Origin of the sequence: Gilliamella sp. HK2 (genome assembly GCF_001690265.1) — a bacterium.
In the GTDB taxonomy this organism is placed as follows: domain Bacteria; phylum Pseudomonadota; class Gammaproteobacteria; order Enterobacterales; family Orbaceae; genus Gilliamella; species Gilliamella apicola_C.
The window spans coordinates 66,430-82,251 of the sequence record NZ_LZGV01000094.1; the positions used below are offsets into that span (position 1 = coordinate 66,430).

Here is a 15,822-nt window from a genome sequence, read left to right on the forward strand (position 1 = left end):
TAAATATGGAAACTCAAGCTGTCACTATTCAAATTTTTGGAAGAACATTAAAATTTAATTGTCCGATTGATGAAGTTAACGCACTTAATAGTGCTGCAAAAGATCTCGATACGCGCTTAACAAATTTACGAGAAAAATCGCCACAGATCACCAGTGATCAACTTATTATGACGGCTGCACTGAATATTTCTTATGAACTTACAAAAGAAAAAGAAAAAAGTAATGAATTTAGCGATCGACTAAAAATGTTACAGCAATTACTTGATTCTGCCCTAAATACCAACAATTAATGTAATTAATTGTAAATTTAATACAAATAATCTTGTATGATTCGTCAAATTTTGTATTATGATATCTATCTCTGAGATGCTCGCGATATGGGTTAGTCCCCTGAGCCGATATTCTTATTTTTAGAACGGAGTGACTTTTAGTTGGTGTGTATGCCTTACTTGTAAGGAAACCTAAAAATTAAAACACGATGTTCACCTTGAACCTTGGGTTCAAGGGTTACGACCTTAACGGCATCTTGGAGTGCTTTTTCGACACTTTCAGCAAGTGTAAGAACTGATGAATATTAGGCAACTTATCCGTCAAAAAAGACGGCAATTATCCCCTACTGAACGCGACATTGCGCAACAAGCTATATACCAAAAAATTGCCCATCATCAAGCGATAAAAACAGCAAACAATATTGCTATATTTTTATCATTTGATGGCGAAGTTGAAACTAAGCCCATTATTGAATATTTATGGGAAAAAAATAAATCTGTCTACTTACCCATTATCAATCCTTTGGTGCCCACAGATTTGCTTTTTTTGCAATATACTAAACAAACTTCACTTATTAAAAATAAATTTGGTATATTAGAGCCTGAATTAAATCAATCAAAGATACTGCCTTACCATCAACTTGATATCGTATTTACACCACTCGTGGCTTTTGATCAACGAGGTTATCGTATGGGAATGGGAGGCGGATTTTACGACCGATTACTAGCAAATTATCAAGCCCAACAAATTTTACCTATTGGGCTTGCTTTTGCTTGCCAAAAAGTACAGCATATTGACAACAAACCATGGGATATTCGGTTGCCAGAAATTATTTATGCTTAAATTTATTAATATATTTTATTTTTAGATATAAAAATAACTTACCACTAAACAATAATATTATTTTTAAACCTCTAAACCTATTTTTTATAGTATAAAAAGCTTACTTTGCCTTTTTACTATGCACTACCATCAAACAGGTATATTTTAGTTATTTAATATACAGAAAATTAATTGAATATTTCATTTACTCAAGCATTGTTAATAAACTAGGGACGGCTATAGGCATGCATGCTATTGATAAATTAAATTTAAGAAACAAGGTTTTATTAATCAAGTGAATAACAAGGGATTGGCGGTAATTGATCAATCAGTTACAGATAAAAAACGCTATTCGCTACGTAATTCAACAAGCACCGTTAACTTGTCTGATAATGTAAAACGACATAAATTATAGGGTGACGCTATTATTCTTTATACAAAAAATTCAAGATTTTTGCTAAACGATAACGCCATTCTAATATAAAAAAACCGACCCTAACAGGTCGGTTTGTAAATTTATGTTTGCTTACTGTCTAGCTTCGATATTATCACCAACTAAATCCAAATGAATGGTTTTACCTGGGACTAATTTGCCTGACAGTATTTGTTGCGCTAATGGATTTTCAATCTCTTGTTGAATTGCGCGTTTTAACGGTCTTGCACCATAAATTGGATCGAAGCCCACTTTAGCAAGATGTTCAAGCGCTGCATCAGTAATATCCATTTGGTAACCACGTTCATCTAAGCGTTTTTCAACATGCGCCAACTGAATTTTTGCAATCGCTTTGATGTTTTCTTGACCTAATGGGTGGAATACCACTGTTTCGTCAATACGATTAATAAATTCTGGTCTAAAATGTTTAGTTACAACTGTCATCACTAGAGCTTTCATTTCGTCATAACTTAGCTCAACTTGACCTTGAATTAAGTCAGATCCTAAGTTTGATGTCATAATTATGACGGTATTACGAAAATCAACCGTGCGACCTTGACCATCCGTTAAACGCCCATCATCTAATACTTGCAGTAAGATATTAAAGACATCTGGGTGCGCTTTTTCAACTTCATCAAGTAATATCACTGAGTATGGACGACGCCTTACTGCTTCGGTTAAATAACCCCCTTCTTCATAACCGACATAGCCAGGAGGTGCGCCAATTAAGCGAGCAACGGAGTGTTTTTCCATAAACTCTGACATATCAATACGTACCATGGCATCTTCGCTGTCAAACATAAAGTTAGCCAGTGATTTGCAAAGTTCGGTTTTACCGACCCCTGTTGGTCCCAAAAATAGGAACGATCCAATTGGTTTATTAGGATCAGAAAGCCCAGCCCGACTACGACGAATCGCATTAGCTACAGCAACAACCGCTTCATTTTGACCTATTACACGTTTATGTAAGGCATCTTCCATATGTAATAATTTGTCTTTTTCGCTCTCAAGCATTCTAGAAACTGGAATACCGGTCGCTTTAGACAACACCTCAGCAATTTCGTTATCAGTCACTTTGTTGCGCAATAACTTCATTGTTTTGCCTTCTAACTGTGTTGCTGAAGCAAGTTTCTTTTCGAGTTCTGGAATTTTACCGTATTGTAATTCAGACATTTTATTCAGATCACCAGCGCGACGTGCTTGCTCTATTTCAGTACGTGCTTTTTCAAGTTCAGCTTTAATGCTTTGCGTACCCGAAACAGCCGCTTTTTCTGACTTCCATTCTTCTTCAAGTGATGCATATTCTTTTTCTTTTTCAGAAAGTTCATCATTTAGCATCTCAAGACGTTTTTTACTAGCATCATCAGACTCTTTTTTAAGCGCTTGCTGCTCAAGTTTGAGTTGAATAATACGTCTTTCAAGTCGATCTAACGATTCCGGTTTTGAATCCATTTGCATACGAATACTGGATGCCGCCTCATCAATTAAATCAATCGCTTTGTCAGGTAACATGCGATCAGAAATATAACGATGCGATAACGTTGCCGCAGCGACAATGGCTGGATCGGTAATTTGCACATGATGATGCAATTCATAACGTTCTTTTAATCCTCGCAAAATAGCAATCGTGTCTTCAACAGTTGGCTCGGCAACATACACTTTTTGAAAACGACGCTCTAACGCAGGATCTTTTTCAATATATTGGCGATATTCGTCTAATGTTGTTGCACCAACGCAATGTAATTCCCCTCGAGCCAATGCTGGTTTTAACATATTACCAGCATCCATTGCACCATCGCTTTTCCCTGCACCAACCATGGTATGGATTTCGTCAATAAATAATATAATACGGCCTTCTTCTTTCGCTAAATCTTTAAGTACGGCCTTTAAACGTTCTTCAAATTCGCCACGATATTTTGCACCTGCAATCAAGGCACCCATATCTAATGATAAAACGCGTTTATTACGCAATCCTTCAGGTACTTCACGGTTAACGATACGTTGTGCTAATCCTTCAACAATAGCGGTTTTACCTACACCCGGCTCACCAATTAATACGGGATTATTTTTAGTACGACGTTGTAATACCTGAATAGTTCGACGAATTTCTTCATCACGCCCAATAACAGGATCAAGTTTGCCTTGTTCTGCCCGTTGCGTTAAATCAATGGTATATTTTTTCAACGCACCGCGTTGATCTTCTGCATTAGGATCATTCACGTTATCACTACCTCTTACTTGATTGACGGCTTGGCTAAACTTGTCTTTATTGACACCTGATTTTTTAAGAATATCACTTAGGCTCCCTTTATCTTCTAAAGCAGCTAAGATAAAGAGCTCTGATGATATATAACTGTCACCATTTTTTTGCGATAATTTATCGCACAAATTAAGTGTACGGACAAACTCTTGTGATGGAATAACCTCCCCACCCACACCTTGAACTTGCGGTAATCGATCAATCGCCTGAGTTAATTCTTGTTGTAAAATAGCTACATTTGCACCCGCTGAAGCTAACAATGGCGCTACACTGCTGCCTTCTTGATTAAGCATGGCTGATAGAACATGCACAGGCTCTATATATTGATTGTCTTTACCTAATGCCATTGACTGCGCATCAGCTAAAGCTTGTTGGAACTTGTTTGTTAATTTATCTAACCTCATCGTATTTATCTCCTGAGCAATAGATTTGAGTTAAGCGTGTATACATTCAACCCATTTGCATGATATCTAAATGAGTGTTGCAACCTAAATTTCAAGAGCAAATTTAAAATATTTTTTATAAAATTTGTACAGTAAATTAGCGAGTATTTAAAAAACTTAATTAGCGCCAAAATAAAGTTGTTTGTAATATATAAATACACGTTCAACCAGTGTTGAAAGATGACAAATCAACTTTTATCCATTATATTAACACCTTTATTTTGTTAGGCGTGCTAACCGTGGTTCGTAACCCATCCCACGTAAAAAAACTAGGAATACAACATGTTCAAAATAGCCAAAGAGTTTCAATTTGATGCTTGTCATATGCTAGATGGACACAATAAAAAGTGTCATAACCTGCATGGTCATACTTACCGCTTATTAGTCGAAATTAGCGGTGATCTTATCGATAGTGGTTCAAGTCAAGATATGGTAATGGATTATGCCGATCTAAAAATGATTGTTAAAAAGTATATTGTCGATCCTTTCGATCACGCTTACCTTTATAATCAAAATAATAGAAATGAGTGCCGTATTGCTACATTATTGCAAGAAATGGATCGCAAAGTCTTTGCCTTACCGTGCCGAACAACTGCAGAAGGGATGAGTAAATTTATTTTTGATTGCTTATCTAAATATTTGCCTGTTTCGATGATCAAATTATGGGAAACACCAACTTCATATTGTGAATATTATCGGAGCCCAAAGTGATCGAATTTCGCATAGTTGAAATCTTCGAATCTTTACAAGGCGAAGGTTATAATACGGGAATGCCTGCTATTTTTATCCGCTTTGCAGGCTGTAATTTAAATTGTGCTTGGTGTGATACTAACTTTCGCCAATTTACTCGATTTACCTTAGAGGCATTAATAGCAAAAGTAAGCGAATACAAAAGTAAAAACATTATTATTACAGGGGGTGAACCCACTAGGGTTAAAGCGTTACCACAGCTACTTTTGTCATTAAAAAATGCTGGTTATTTTATTGCCATTGAAAGTAACGGTCTTGGCAAAGTCGATGCGCTTATTGATTATATTGCCCTCAGCCCGAAATTTTGCTACCAGTCGCACTATCAAAAAATAGTCCAACCAACAGCCAATGAAGTGCGAATTGTTACCGAAAACCACCGTGATTTTATTGCTTTTTGCCAATATATCGAAACTCAGATACAGGCAAAACGCTATTATCTTTCACCTTGTGAAAAAGATGGTGCATTCAATATATTTGATACCATAAAACTACTGGGAAAAATTAACGAAAATCGATTAGATAATAAATGGTTATTGAATATACAAAGTCATAAACTTGCAGATATTGAATAGTGTCTATTTTTTAATCTAACTCGTTAAATATTGGAGAATGAGATTGAATAGAAATTTTTAAATAAAAAGATAATGAAAGTTAATTAGATAAGTCACTATTTGCTTAAATTAATAAAATAACTTCATTTTGCTCCATTTTTTAGTGGTTTTTGTTGGTATGAAGTGGCTTTATGTCGATTCTTTAAGCTTTGCTAGTAAAAAGGGGTATTGATAATCACAAATGTTCTCCAAACACATAATCCACAAAATAAGTTTATTTTTTTGTTTAAAAATCATTCAGAAAAGCCATTGATTTTATTGAAGTTTTTTGCAACCCTAAATATACTGACAAATAATCAAATAGGGTTATTTATAATAAATCATAAAGTAGCATATCGATTTTACTTAAATTTTTCACTTTTTCTTTAAGCAAAAACCATCGAGCCACTTATGCAATCAGTGACAATTATCGACTTTGTCGGTATTATATTGGTCATTTTATTATAATTAGTTAGGTTTAGTGTGAATATTCAACAATTATTAACACAACGTGTTTCGCAAGCAATGATTATGGCGGGTGCAGATAAGAACTGCGATGCGCTGATTAAGCAATCAACTAAAGTGCAATTTGGCGATTATCAAGCTAATGGCGTTATGTCAATTGCCAAAAAGCTAGGCATACCACCTCGGGAACTTGCTCAGACAGTTTTACAACATCTTGATGTTGATGATATTGCTGAAAAAGTTGAGATTGCAGGTCCTGGGTTTATCAATATCTTTTTAAAAAATAGTTGGATTGCTGAGCAAAATGAAATTGCTTTAAGCAGTGATAAACTTAACATTACTTTACCTGCAAAACCTCAAACCATTGTGGTTGATTATTCTGCGCCTAATGTGGCAAAAGAGATGCATGTTGGACATTTGCGCTCAACAATTATTGGCGATGCCAGTGTTCGTGTTTTATCTTTTTTAGGTCATCACGTTATCCGTGCTAACCATGTTGGAGACTGGGGCACTCAGTTTGGTATGTTAATTGCGTATCTTGAAAAAATGCAAAATGAGCATGCTAATGACATGGCGCTATCAGATTTAGAATCTTTCTATCGCGCAGCTAAAAAACATTATGACGAAGACGAAGTATTTGCCGAAAAAGCGCGTAATTATGTAGTGAAATTACAAGGTGGCGATGAATATTGTCGTGATATGTGGCGCAAGCTAGTTGATATTACCATGACGCAAAATATTGCCACTTATCAACGTTTAAATGTTACCTTATCGCTTGAAGACACCATGGGTGAAAGCATCTATAACAGCATGCTACCTAATATCGTTGCCGATTTAAAACAGAAAGGGCTTGCGGTTGAAAGTGAAGGGGCGATTGTTGTTTTTCTTGATGAGTATAAAAACAAAGAAGGCGAACCAATGGGCGTTATCATCCAAAAACGTGATGGTGGCTACCTTTATGCGACAACTGATATTGCTTGCGTTAAATACCGTTACGAAACATTACATGCTGATCGTATTCTTTATTATATTGACTCCCGCCAACATCAACATTTAGAGCAAGTTTGGACAATTGTTCATAAAGCGAAGTATGTGCCTGAATCATTAAAACTAGAACACCATATGTTTGGTATGATGTTGGGTAAAGATGGCAAGCCATTTAAAACTCGCTCTGGTGATACCGTTAAATTAAATGATTTGTTAGATGAAGCGTGTGAACGTGCAACAACGTTAATTCGTAGCAAAAATCCTGAATTATCTGACAGTGAGCTTGCCCAAATAGTTGATGCTGTCGCTATTGGTGCTGTTAAATATGCCGATCTTTCAAAAAATCGTACTACCGATTATGTGTTTGATTGGGATAATATGTTGTCATTTGAAGGTAATACCGCACCTTATTTGCAATATGCTTACACTCGAGTACTGTCCATATTTAAAAAAGAAAATATTAACGAAGACAGTTTAACAGGCAAAATTAGTTTAGACACAGACAAAGAACGAGCTTTAGCAATGCGTTTAATTCAGTTTGATGAAACTATTTCAATTGTAGCTAGTGAAGGAACACCTCATGTGCTTTGTGCTTATCTTTATGAAATTGCAACGCTGTTTTCAAGCTTTTATGAAAACTGCCCTATTTTAGCAGCCGAAAGCGAAAGTTTAAAACAAAGCCGTTTAAAATTAGCCTCTTTAACAGCGAAAACACTTAAAACTGGTCTTGACATGTTAGGTATTAAGACGGTTGATAAAATGTAGTTAAGTCGCCACCTATGCTAATGCATAAGTGGCATTTTTGCTTAAATATATTACATTTTAATTTTTATAACTAAATATGATTGGATTTATTGTTCGTCATCAAAATAAGTTAATGGCTTTGTTGCTATTATTTATTGCTATCCTTGTGATTCGTTTGTATCCACATCCACCTCTTTGTGAACCACTAACTTTTTCAAAACGCTATTATGATGACAATAACCAACTCATTCGAATGACATTAGCCAACGATGATCGGTATCGTTTATGGACACCTTTAGAGGATGTTTCACCCGATATTATTAATGGACTACTATTACACGAAGATCAGTGGTTTTATTATCATATCGGTATTAATCCATTTAGTTTAGCTAGAGCTTTTGGCGCAACCTATTTAGGTGGGGGTAATCGTCAAGGTGCATCAACCATTACCATGCAGTTAGCACGAATGCGTTGGCAGTTAAATACTAAAAATATTGGCGGTAAATTGCATCAAATTGCTCGAGCGATACAATTAGAGTTGATGTATTCTAAGCATGATATTTTAGAGGCTTATTTAAATTATGCGCCTTTCGGGCGCAATATTGAAAGTATTGGTGCAGCATCGTTAATCTATTTTAATAAGCCACCATCGCAAATGAATTTACCTGAAGCATTAACGCTAGTGGTTCTACCTCAATCACCAACATACCGTATTGATCGTAAAACAGGATTTGCAGGTAAAGCATTAGTAAAAGCCAGAAATCAATTATTTGAACGCTGGCAAGAAAAATATGATGTAGATAGCAATATTGCCGCTCTTTTTTTGCAAAAACTAGTTTTACGCCAACCTGAACAAATGCCTTTTGGCGCGCCTCATTTTGTTAATCAGATAATTCAACAACACCATAGCAATGCTCAAGAAGTTAAAACGACGTTAGATAGTAATTTGCAAAAAATCATTAGTCGGCAAGTTAATTTGTTTATTGAACGAAGCCGTTTAAAAAACATTAATAATGCATCGGTGATTTTGGTTGATACACAAACAATGCAGGTTAAGGCGCTGATAGGATCGGCAAATTACTTTGGTAATTCTATTCAAGGTCAAGTTAACGGCACGCTTGCCAAACGCTCACCTGGCTCTACACTTAAACCATTTATTTATGCGCTAGGCATTGATCAAGGCGTTTTGCATCCTCGTACTATTCTAAAGGATGTTGCCACCGATTTTGGGGCATATACTCCTGAAAATTTTGATCGTAACTTTCGTGGTCCTATCTCAGCAACCGATGCATTAATTCATAGCCGTAATATACCTGCAGTAACGGTTGCTTCTAAATTACATAATCCCTCTTTTTATCAATTCTTAGTTAATGCCCACATTGAAAAACTTGCTGATGAATCACATTATGGTTTATCTCTAGTTCTCGGCGGCGGTGAAATTAGTGCGCAAGAATTAGTTGGACTGTATGCTATGTTAGCTAATGAAGGGCGTTGGCAACCATTAAAATTTACTGAACCAACGATATTACCCAAGCCACAACATACGTTACCCGAACCGCAACAATTGTTAAGCCCTCAAGCGGCATTTATGACAATTGATATGCTGAAACAAAATACTCGCCCACAAGATGTTCTTAGTAAAATGCAAAATAAAATAATTCCTGTTGCATGGAAGACGGGTACATCATGGGGATTTCGTGATGCTTGGACAGCAGGAACTTTTGGCCATTACGCTATGGTCGTTTGGCTTGGTAATTTTGATGGTAGTGGCAATAATGCTTTTGTAGGTGTAGATGCTGCTACGCCACTTTTTTTTAATATTGTTGATAGTATAAATGCTTATTATCCTAACTTGCATAAACCGAATCGCCCATTACCGCCTAATTTAAAGCGTATTGATATTTGCCTAACGAGTGGTAATTTATTAACTCAATGGTGCAAAGCAAAAGGCAAAACATGGTTTATCCCTGGCGTTTCGCCAATTAATCCAGATACTATTTTTAGACCCGTTATGATCGATAACCAAACAGGTAAAGCAGTTTGCCCGCCTTATGACTTAACAACGTCTCACTTAGCCGTTTTTGAATACTGGCCTTCAGATTTAGCTGCTATTTTTGCAAGCGCAGGCATTCCTAAAAAAACACCACCATCAACCAAGCATTGCCGTTCATCGCAAAACTATTTAGGTGAACCACCCAAAATAACTTCACCACTTAAAAATGTGGTTTATCAATTTAGATCAACAAAACAAAAAAATGAACAAATCAGTTTTACTGCTACCAGTGATGGCAATGTAAAAACACTTTACTGGTTTGTTAATAATAATTTTATTGGGCAAACAGATCCAAGAAATGCAATTAACTGGATCCCAACACAAAGTGGCACATTCAAAATATTAGTGATGGATGATTTGGGACGAAGTAATTCTAGAAAAATTAAAATCGAACTTTTTGATTAATCGATTATGATGATAGCTAACTTTAAATGGCGTAGGATCATAATGAGAATTTAAATTACATTAATTATTTAACTGTATTAATTACTAATTCATTAATATGATTTTTAGTTTAGTTGACAAATTCAATAAAATAAAATACCGCATTATGCGGATCAACTGCCTACAACTAAGCCCACCTAGATTACACCATGAAGTGCAATTGGCCTTAACGCCTAAGAATAAAAGCAGGCTGTTTTTTTAAAATTATGCCATTTGCTTAAACGTAAGTTCAATAAGTTGTATGAGTTTTTACTTAATCGAGATGATATTGAACATACAAAGACCAAAATCCTTAGCATTTTTATTCCATCCTCTCGCCATTTTGATAATGGTAATGAACCAAATAAGCACTAGTAAAATTTTGAATAAACTTACCACTATGTTGATAATCCCTTTTAGGTTCAAAAAAACCTTTTTCAATAGTCCATTCATATACACTTTTATTTAGAGGCATCTTTGTTAAAATCCCACTTAAACAATATTTTTTTATAAAGTCTTCTGCCTGTTTTAACTCCTCATAAACACCTGAGCAAAACTGAGCTTCATTTCCATGAAAAATCCATATAAAAGATGGCATTATTTTCTCCCACATACCCTACTACGATGATTTTTATATTTAAAACAACGATTAATTGTATTTAAACCCTTTCCAATTTTGATATATTTCGATCAACAACACTGCGCTGTTGTTTATTTAACTCAGGTTAGCTTTTTACTGGTTTCCCATTAGCTCCACCCCCTATCATTCCACCTTCACCTTTTACGTGAACATGTGCTAGAGGGTGCCCCTACCATGATAATAGTACTCAATGATAATATCACTATCTTTAACTATTATAGTAGAAGGAAAAGTTGAGCTGGCATGTAACCTCCACGGATCGACTCAAGTCAATCCATTAGACGCATACTAATACAGATTAAATCCATCTAACAGCCCAATTGCGATTAGCAGGGTAAAACGTCTGTAGTTGGATAAGTATTTATTCTATTTTTTCTCATGAAGAATATTAACAAATAAATTATGTATATTCTGACAAAAAACTGAATTTTCAATTAGTTCAGGTAACACAAGTACATAATAAAATACATTATCAAAATGCAAATTTATATCATAAGGTTCAAAATCCGAATCATTATCGAATTCAAATAGTGTAGCGATCCCATTCAACGTTGTATTTTTTGCCTCGATTCCAAAGCAACCTTCACCATTAATATCCAAATTATAGCCATTCTCAAGATGAGAATCTTGCATTTCATCATTTTTATAGAAAAATAGAAACTCTTCATCTCGAAAACTATCTCGTTTATATTTATAATTAATAGATGCTATTTTTTTGATCAATGAAGAAAACACATCATCTATCGACTTATTAGTATAAAACCCATACATAACACCTGTCCATTCAGTCATATATTTATCTCCTAAACTATTTGCCTCCAAAAGCACCATGTTAAATATAACTTCAGAGCTTATTATGCGCACTTCTGAGCTGTTTTTCTTCTATATATAGCCTTAAATCCTAGATTACACCATGAAGTACAATTCGTCTTGGATAGGATAGGTTAGGCTACACTAAATCATCCAACTTTTTTAAGGGGGTAAGGCAAACTTATCACAATTAAAAAAGGAGGTAACTTGAATAATATTAAACGAAAAAGGCGAACATTCAATGATGATTTTAAACACCAAATGGCTAGCCTTTATCAACACGGTAAATCACGTAGTGAAATCATTGCAGAATTTGATTTGACCTCATCAACATTAGACCATTGGATAACGCAAGCCAGCCAAAGTGGTTCATTTAAAACAAAAGATAATCGCAGTCCGCAAGAACAAGAGTTGATAACTTTGCTCAAAGCGCTTCAACAACGCTGTATGGAAAACAATATTTTAAAGTTTGAATATGAGTTGCCATTCCATACAAAACCTACTACATTAAATTTACTTTTTATTAAACAAGGGGAATAAAGTGATAATTGTAAATCTTACATTTAAAAAACCTATGCCAGAAATTTTAGCAAAATTAGATGAACATAATATATTTTTAGATGAATGTTTAAGGGAATTTAGCATTCAGCGGTCATTAAGCCATAAGGGATGACCCTATGATAATGCGGTTGCTGATGCGACATTTAAATCGGTGAAGACTGAATTTGTGTCAAACACGATTTTTGATTCACTTAAACAGCTTAGGTTGCAATTTAATCACTATGTGAATTGATTTAATGGCAACCAGCTTCATCCATCTTTAAATTATCAGTCATCGATTGAATATAAAATGAATCGATGATCTTATCTTTTTGGTACTAAAAAGTGTGAGCACACTATTTTCGCCAAAATCAGCTTATATGACAAATAGTCTAAAACAGAACAATACATGACTAATCTCTTTTTTTTGACAATAAATTATCATTATTAAATAATTAGTTAGAATTTTATGCTTAACCCTTACTGGTTATTAGTGTGGTTAAAATTTCACTTTGCAAGTAAATAATCTAAAAAATAATACTATAACATTTTCATTTATTTAGATATTTTATAAATGATAGTGCTTGCTATTACGTTTATTTTGATTAGAATTTCTGCAATTTTTAATTAATAAGGCGTGAGTGTAATGAGCATTAGTAAATCAATCATTTTAATCACTCAATTTATTGGTATTACATTTTATCCTCCTTTTTGGGGGATTTTTTTTACCTATTCCATACAATTATTTCACTCCTATTTAAAACAATTGAATTATAGAGGCTAATTATGATTGAGCATAAAAAAATGTTGTTAACCACAAGAGACCAAAGTTTAAAAGCCTATTTAATGAATAAAATTAAGCAAAATGGCGGATGGGTTAATGCTCATATGCATGCTGATCGAGCTTTTACCATCTCGGTTGATAGCTTTGATGTTTATCAAAAGCAGACTTTGATTGAAAAATGGGACACCCTTGATAAAGTGAAAGCAGCAATGAGCGAAGATGATTACTATCGTCATTTTAGTATGGCTGTTGAACGAATGATTGAGCAAGGTGTGAGTGCGATGGGATCTTTTGTTGATATCGATCCGATTGCGGAAGAACGAGCAATTAAAGGCGCTTTAAGAGCACGAGAAACTTATAAAAATGACATCATTATAAAACTAGTCAATCAAACTTTAAAAGGCGTTATTGATAAAAATGCTCGTTATTGGTTTGATAAAGGCGCTGATTTAGTTGATATTATTGGTGGTTTACCTCGCCGTGATGAGCGTGATCATGGCAAAGATATGGGACTTAAGCATCTTGATGTGTTAATGCAAACAGGCAAATCACTCGGCAAAATGGTGCATGTGCATGTTGATCAGTTTAATTCACAAGATGAAATAGAAACCGAGCAACTTACCGATAAAACTCTTGAGCATGGCATGCATGGGAGAGTTGTTGCCATTCATAGTATTTCGATTACAGCTCATAGTTTAGAATACCGCCAAAAGCTCTACAAAAAAATGAAAGAAGCAAAAATGATGGTGATTGCTTGTCCTTTTGCTTGGATTGATAGCCCTCGCCGTGAAGAACAAGGCCCTACTCGTAACTCATTAACGCCCGTGGATGAACTTGCAACAGCGGGGATCCCTGTTGCTATTGGTACCGATAATGTGAGCGATTATATGTTGCCATTTTCAACGGGAAATATGTGGGAAGAGCTTAAGCTGTTAGTAACAGGATGTCGCTATACTGATTTAGATAATGTGATTAATGTGGCAACAAAAAATGGGCGAATGGTGCTTGGGCTTGAGTAATTCAATTAAAAATCCAAAGAATATCAAATAATATTGTAAAATATTATTTTTAATTTGCTATTTTAACCATTATGTTGTTCATCGAGTATGGCAAAAAGTAGATCACTCTACTTTTTGCCATACTTTGAAATACACTCTGCGTTAACTATAGATATGAAAGATCCCTAATAATGTCTTCTAGCCTTAATTTTACTTCGTTTAATTGTTGTTTTTGAGCTAGTTCAAGCAATCTTTCTCTACTTTGTAAAGTGCCTTCACTGTAATTATGTAAATTTGATGGCACGTTACCAGAATAAATATAATCATATTTTGCAGATGTCTGCTCAATATTAAAAGATCGGCTGTAACTATACGCACCATGAGCTTCAATTTCAGTAGTCAATGTTAATTTATTGCTGTGGGTCACCGTTTGTAAATTATATTGCTGATCTTTGTAGGTTTTGACTTGATTTTTATTACCGTTATCGTCAACCATTTCAATAAATTTATCAAATACTTTTTCAGTTTTAGTTTGATTGTTAACTGATTGTCCAAGGTCTGAAAATTCAACATTACTTTTTATACGCATGATAACATCAGCTTCACTCGGATTGTAAATAACAAATTGAATAAAATCTTTACGCAAAATATCTCTTACATAAGAGCGTAATTCTGTAGAATTATAATAAATTCTAACTATTCCTTTGTTAGTATATTTGTCAGATTGAAAAGTTGCATCACGATAAGCTCCGTATTGTCTGTAAGCTGAAGCGGCCCAGGCATAGTATTTGGCTACTTCGCGAAATTCGTAACGGTGCGTTGCGGTATTTGCGAGTTGTTGTGCCTGTTGGTAATATTTTTCTGCTTCTTGTGCACAATGTTTTCGATCATTATCGACAGCAAGCTTGCCACTATCTTTGTATTTCCCAAGTGGTTGGTATACCTCTGAAGCATTATTAAATGCCTCTGCTGCAGCTTTATAGTTACCTTGCTGCTCTAACATTTTGCCTTGATTATAATAATCTTTAGCTGCAAGTTGCATATATTTTGTTTTTGCATTTTTATATAAGTTTTCAATATTTTTATAGTTATATTGCTCAAATCCTTTTTGATATAAATCAGCTCTTTTTCTGTAACTTTCGCTGTCGGTTCCAGTTATAGAGTTACCATAATCATAATATTGTTTAGCAATTGTTTCTTCTAACTTTTTGATATCGTATTTATCATTAAAAAAGCTGACAGTTTGGCTATAAAAACGATCGCTCAACATCATTTTCATTTTAAGTAAACTTTGATAAGCGTTAATACGATGTTGATAATCTGTATTTGCTGTGTGAGCCAAATCCGCCTCATAATGAGCCATAACATTACTTACTATAGTGCGTAACTTTTCAGCTCTACCTTTATCAAATTTTGCTTGACCTTTTTCATCAATACTGGCAGTTAATAAACTGATACTTTCCAAATACTTTCCTTCTTTATATGCTTGATCAGCCGTTCGAGCATGACAAGCAGATAAAAGAAAAAGAAAAAGAAAAAAAATTGTTATGGCTATCCGCATAATATTTCCTTTAAATAGATTTAATTAAATTATCAATTCATTGCAGGTAAAATCATTTTATTATTTTTAACTAATTGATCTGCGATTAATTAGTGCAAATTAGTGTATAGAAAATTTTAAACAATTTATTAACCATTTTTGCTAAAAAAGCGAACAAAAATAGTCTCTATTCAAAAAATATCAATATACTTATTTTTAGAGAATATAAAAGGTAAGATAAAGTGATCAGACAATACTCTCAATAAAATT

General features: G+C 34.5%; 12 protein-coding genes, 1 other RNA gene, 1 pseudogene and 1 riboswitch. Of the genes and pseudogenes, 10 read left to right on the forward strand and 4 right to left on the reverse strand.

The window, feature by feature from the left end; genetic code table 11:
• Positions 1-5 precede the first annotated feature (5 nt).
• The 3 genes from zapA to A9G45_RS09905 all read left to right on the forward strand — a co-directional run bounded on the left by zapA (position 6) and on the right by A9G45_RS09905 (position 1,113).
• Positions 6-290 (forward strand): cell division protein ZapA, encoded by a 285-nt coding sequence (gene zapA / locus A9G45_RS09895; RefSeq protein WP_065566746.1) that lies wholly within the window; start codon positions 6-8, stop codon positions 288-290.
• 65 nt (positions 291-355) lie between these two features.
• Positions 356-537: non-coding RNA, 6S RNA (gene ssrS / locus A9G45_RS09900), on the forward strand.
• 30 nt (positions 538-567) lie between these two features.
• Positions 568-1,113: a 5-formyltetrahydrofolate cyclo-ligase gene (locus tag A9G45_RS09905; RefSeq protein ID WP_065566747.1), complete on the forward strand. Its 546-nt coding sequence runs from the start codon at positions 568-570 to the stop codon at positions 1,111-1,113.
• 505 nt (positions 1,114-1,618) lie between these two features.
• Here the strand turns inward: A9G45_RS09905 and clpB are convergent.
• Positions 1,619-4,189, reverse strand: coding sequence for an ATP-dependent chaperone ClpB (gene clpB, locus A9G45_RS09910; RefSeq protein WP_065566748.1), 2,571 nt, complete (start codon positions 4,187-4,189; stop codon positions 1,619-1,621).
• Between the two features lie 272 nt (positions 4,190-4,461).
• Positions 4,462-4,507, forward strand: a riboswitch (PreQ1 riboswitch).
• A 3-nt stretch (positions 4,508-4,510) separates the two neighbouring features.
• On the opposite strand from clpB, the gene queD reads away from it, so the two are divergent.
• From queD to pbpC, 4 genes are all read left to right on the forward strand, one after another.
• Positions 4,511-4,939, forward strand: a complete 429-nt coding sequence (gene queD / locus A9G45_RS09915; RefSeq protein ID WP_065566749.1) for a 6-carboxytetrahydropterin synthase QueD — start codon at positions 4,511-4,513, stop codon at positions 4,937-4,939.
• Positions 4,936-5,550, forward strand: a complete 615-nt coding sequence (locus A9G45_RS09920) for a 7-carboxy-7-deazaguanine synthase QueE (RefSeq protein WP_065587870.1) — start codon at positions 4,936-4,938, stop codon at positions 5,548-5,550. The genes queD and A9G45_RS09920 overlap by 4 nt, the downstream gene beginning before the upstream one ends.
• Positions 5,551-6,051: 501 nt before the next feature.
• A complete protein-coding gene (gene argS / locus A9G45_RS09925; protein ID WP_065566751.1) occupies positions 6,052-7,785 on the forward strand; it encodes an arginine--tRNA ligase in 1,734 nt (577 codons plus the stop codon).
• A 76-nt stretch (positions 7,786-7,861) separates the two neighbouring features.
• On the forward strand, positions 7,862-10,222 hold the full coding sequence (gene pbpC / locus A9G45_RS09930) for a penicillin-binding protein 1C (RefSeq protein ID WP_065566752.1): 2,361 nt from the start codon (positions 7,862-7,864) through the stop codon (positions 10,220-10,222).
• Positions 10,223-10,562: 340 nt separating this feature from the next.
• Here the strand turns inward: pbpC and A9G45_RS09935 are convergent, their stop codons facing one another.
• Both A9G45_RS09935 and A9G45_RS09940 read right to left on the reverse strand, forming a co-directional pair.
• On the reverse strand, positions 10,563-10,838 hold the full coding sequence (locus A9G45_RS09935; protein ID WP_065566767.1) for a DUF7710 domain-containing protein: 276 nt from the start codon (positions 10,836-10,838) through the stop codon (positions 10,563-10,565).
• Positions 10,839-11,246: 408 nt separating this feature from the next.
• Positions 11,247-11,672, reverse strand: coding sequence for a hypothetical protein (locus tag A9G45_RS09940; protein WP_065566753.1), 426 nt, complete (start codon positions 11,670-11,672; stop codon positions 11,247-11,249).
• A 225-nt stretch (positions 11,673-11,897) separates the two neighbouring features.
• Between A9G45_RS09940 and A9G45_RS09945 the strand changes: the two genes are divergently transcribed.
• The 3 genes and pseudogenes from A9G45_RS09945 to A9G45_RS09950 all read left to right on the forward strand — a co-directional run bounded on the left by A9G45_RS09945 (position 11,898) and on the right by A9G45_RS09950 (position 14,033).
• Complete coding sequence (locus A9G45_RS09945; RefSeq protein WP_065566754.1) at positions 11,898-12,230, forward strand: IS3 family transposase; 333 nt, start codon at positions 11,898-11,900, stop codon at positions 12,228-12,230.
• Between the two features lie 169 nt (positions 12,231-12,399).
• Positions 12,400-12,483, forward strand: a pseudogene (locus A9G45_RS15015) (hypothetical protein); the annotation flags it as partial.
• A 533-nt stretch (positions 12,484-13,016) separates the two neighbouring features.
• Complete coding sequence (locus A9G45_RS09950) at positions 13,017-14,033, forward strand: amidohydrolase family protein (protein WP_218057096.1); 1,017 nt, start codon at positions 13,017-13,019, stop codon at positions 14,031-14,033.
• Between the two features lie 145 nt (positions 14,034-14,178).
• On the opposite strand, the gene A9G45_RS09955 is transcribed toward A9G45_RS09950, so the two are convergent.
• Complete coding sequence (locus tag A9G45_RS09955; RefSeq protein ID WP_065566755.1) at positions 14,179-15,573, reverse strand: hypothetical protein; 1,395 nt, start codon at positions 15,571-15,573, stop codon at positions 14,179-14,181.
• Between the last annotated feature and the right edge of the window lie 249 nt (positions 15,574-15,822).

Excerpts from the sequence above, each read along its gene's own strand:
- A9G45_RS09935 (WP_065566767.1), bottom strand. The coding sequence starts at position 10,838 with ATGCCATCTTTTATATGGATTTTTCATGGAAATGAAGCTCAGTTTTGC.
- queD (WP_065566749.1), top strand. The coding sequence starts at position 4,511 with ATGTTCAAAATAGCCAAAGAGTTTCAATTTGATGCTTGTCATATGCTA.
- A9G45_RS09950 (WP_218057096.1), top strand. The coding sequence starts at position 13,017 with ATGATTGAGCATAAAAAAATGTTGTTAACCACAAGAGACCAAAGTTTA.
- clpB (WP_065566748.1), bottom strand. The coding sequence starts at position 4,189 with ATGAGGTTAGATAAATTAACAAACAAGTTCCAACAAGCTTTAGCTGAT.
- A9G45_RS09940 (WP_065566753.1), bottom strand. The coding sequence starts at position 11,672 with ATGACTGAATGGACAGGTGTTATGTATGGGTTTTATACTAATAAGTCG.
- zapA (WP_065566746.1), top strand. The coding sequence starts at position 6 with ATGGAAACTCAAGCTGTCACTATTCAAATTTTTGGAAGAACATTAAAA.
- A9G45_RS09955 (WP_065566755.1), bottom strand. The coding sequence starts at position 15,573 with ATGCGGATAGCCATAACAATTTTTTTTCTTTTTCTTTTTCTTTTATCT.
- A9G45_RS09905 (WP_065566747.1), top strand. The coding sequence starts at position 568 with ATGAATATTAGGCAACTTATCCGTCAAAAAAGACGGCAATTATCCCCT.
- pbpC (WP_065566752.1), top strand. The coding sequence starts at position 7,862 with ATGATTGGATTTATTGTTCGTCATCAAAATAAGTTAATGGCTTTGTTG.